The following is a 3,005-nucleotide window of genomic DNA, read 5'->3' on the forward strand; positions in this document are numbered from 1 at the left end:
ACGACGACTGCGGAGTGGGCGATGGTGGGGTGGCGATCCAGGACGGCGGCGATCTCGCCGGGTTCGATGCGGAAGCCGCGGACCTTGACCTGGTCATCGGCGCGGCCCATGTATTCGAGCTCTCCGGCCGCGTTCCAGCGGACGAGGTCGCCGGTGCGGTACATGCGCTCGCCGGGCTCCCCGAACGGGCAGGCCACGAAGCGCTCACCGGTCAGAGCCGGACGCCCCAGATAACCCCGCGCCAGACCGTCACCCGCCAGGTAGAGCTCGCCGACGACACCGGCGGGCACCGGACGCAGGCCCGAACCGAGCACGTACACCCGGGTGTTGGCGATGGGGCGGCCGATCGGCGCGGAGACGGCGCCGGTCAGCGGGGAGCTCAGGGTGGCGCACACGGTCGACTCGGTCGGGCCGTACGCGTTGAGCATCCGACGCCCGGCCGACCAGCGTGCGGTCACCTCGGGCGGGCAGGCCTCGCCACCGGTGATCAGACCGCGCAGCGTGGGTACGCGATCCGGGTCCAGGGTGGCGACGAAGGCGGGCGGCAGCATGGCGTGCGTGACCCGCTCGGCGGCCATGAGCCGCACCACGGCGTCACCGATGACCTGCTCCGGGCGCGGCACGACCAGGGCCGCACCTGCCAGCAGGGTCATGGCGAGCTCGCAGGCCGATGCGTCGAAACTGAGCGAGGCGAACTGGAGCACCCTCGACGCGCCGTCGACGCCCAGCGACTCCTGATGGGAGAGGGCGAGACTCGCCAGCCCGTGGTGCGTGACCAGAACGCCCTTGGGCGTACCGGTGGAGCCCGAGGTGTAGACGATGTACGCCGGGTGATCGGTGCGCAGCGCGAACAGCCGGTCGGCGTCGGTCAGGGCGAGCGCGGGGAAGGCGGCGAGCTCGGCGGCGGCCTCTGGCCCGTCGAGATGCCAGCGCGGCACGGAGTCCGGGACGCGCCGGCCCGCGTCGCCCACGGTCAGCAGGCCCATGGGCGTGGCGTCCGCGCACATGTAGGCGGCACGCTCGGCCGGGTAGTCCGGATCGATGTTCAGATACGCCGCGCCCGCCTTGACCACCGCGAGGACGGCCACGACGAGCTCCGCCGAGCGCGGGATGGCGAGGGCCACCACCGTTTCGGGCCGGACACCGCGGCTGACGAGCAGGCGGGCAAGGCGGTTCGCCCGCGCGTCGAGTTCGGCGTAGCTGAGGGTGGTGCCGTCGTGGATGACGGCGTCGGCGTCCGGGGTGCGGGCGGCCTGGGCCTCGAAGAGGGCGGGCAGGGTGCCGTGCGAGACCGGGACGGCGGTGTCGTTCCACTCCGCGAGGACCTGCTGCCGCTCGTCCGGGCCGAGGAGTTCGACCCGGCTGACCGGGACGTCGGGTTCGGCGACGACGGCACGCAACAGGCTTTCCAGGCGACGGGCGAGACCCGCGGCGGTGCCGGTGTCGAACAGGTCACCGCTGAACTCGAGCAGGCCGTGCATCCCGCCAATTCCGGGCCGCTCACGCAAGCTGAACACCAGGTCGAACTTGGCGACACCGGTGTCCACGGGCTCGGCCCCGATGGTGAGACCGGGCAGTTCGAGGGTCGTCTCCGGGGTGTTCTGGAAGACCAGCATCACCTGGAAGAGGGGGTGTCGTGCGCGGGATCGGGTCGGGTTGACGAGTTCGACGAGGCGCTCGAAGGGGATGTCCTGGTGGGCGTAGGCGTCGAGGTCGGTGGACCGGACGCGGGAGATCAGCTCACGGAAGGTGGGCTGTCCGGAGACATCGGTACGCAGGACGAGGGTGTTGGTGAAGAAGCCGATGAGGTCGTCGAGTGCTTCGTCGGTGCGTCCGGCGATGGGGCTGCCGATGGGGATGTCGTCCCCGGCACCCAGCCGGTTGAGCAGGGCCGCGAGGGCGGCTTGTACGACCATGAAGACGGACGAGGACGACTCACGGGCGAACGCCACGAGCTGCTCGTGCAGTTCGCCGTCCCAGTCCAGCGCGACCATGCCGCCGTCGTGGCTGGCGACCGCGGGGCGGGGCCGGTCGGTGGGCAGTTCGAGCTCTTCGGGGAGGGCGGCGAGGTTGGAGCGCCAGTAGTCGAGCTGGGCGTGCGCGATGCTGTCCGACGCGGTTTCGTCGCCGAGGAGTTGGCGTTGCCAGAGGGCGTAGTCGGCGTACTGGACCGGTAGGGGCTGCCAGTTCGGGGCGGTGCCTTCGACGCGCGCCGCGTAGGCCGTGCCGAGGTCGTTGGCGAGGGGCCCCATGGACCAGCCGTCGCCCGCGATGTGGTGCAGGACCAGCGAGAGCACATGCTCGTTCGTGCCCACTGTGAACAGGGCGGCACGGACTGGGAGTTCGCGGGCCAGATCAAAGCCGCCCGTCATCTCCTGACGCAGCGCCGAACGCAGTTCCGCCTCGTCGGATACGGCGGCCTGCCGGATGGGCACGTACGCCGCTTCGGTGCCGACGACGCTCTGGTGGGCTTCGCCGTCGGTGTCGGGGAAGACGGTGCGCAGTGATTCGTGCCGGGCGATGACGTCGCCGAGCGCGGCCTGGAGTGCCTCGTGGTCGAGGGTGCCGGTGAGGCGCAGGGCGAGCGGCATGTTGTAGAGGGCGCCCGCGCTCTCCAGGCGGTTGAGGAACCACAGGCGGCGCTGGGCGAAGGACAGCGGCACGGCGTCCGGACGCGGCTGCTTCGTCAGCGCGGGCCGGGCCGTGTCGGTTTCGGCGGAGGCGGTGGCGGCTGCGAGTCCGGCCACGGTGGGCGTCTCGAAGAGTGCGCTCAGGGGCAGTTCGATGCCCAGGACGGAACGTACGCGGCTGACGAGGCGGGTGGCGAGCAGTGAGTGTCCGCCGAGGTTGAAGAAGTTGTCGTCGATGCCGACCTGCTGGGCGCCGAGGATCTCGGCGAAGAGGCCGCACAGGACTTCTTCGCGCGGGGTGCGCGGGGCGCGGCCTGCCACGACGGCGGTGAAGTCGGGTGCGGGCAGGGCGCGTCGGTCCAGCTTGCCGTTCGG

1 protein-coding gene is annotated in these 3,005 nt (G+C 71.5%); it reads right to left on the reverse strand.

The features are described 5' to 3' along the window. Nucleotides 1–3,005: amino acid adenylation domain-containing protein (locus ACFUPX_RS44070; protein WP_383335395.1), on the reverse strand; the 3,005-nt coding region annotated here is incomplete at both ends.

This window comes from Streptomyces sp. NPDC057302 (assembly GCF_042667685.1).
Lineage (GTDB): Bacteria > Actinomycetota > Actinomycetes > Streptomycetales > Streptomycetaceae > Streptomyces.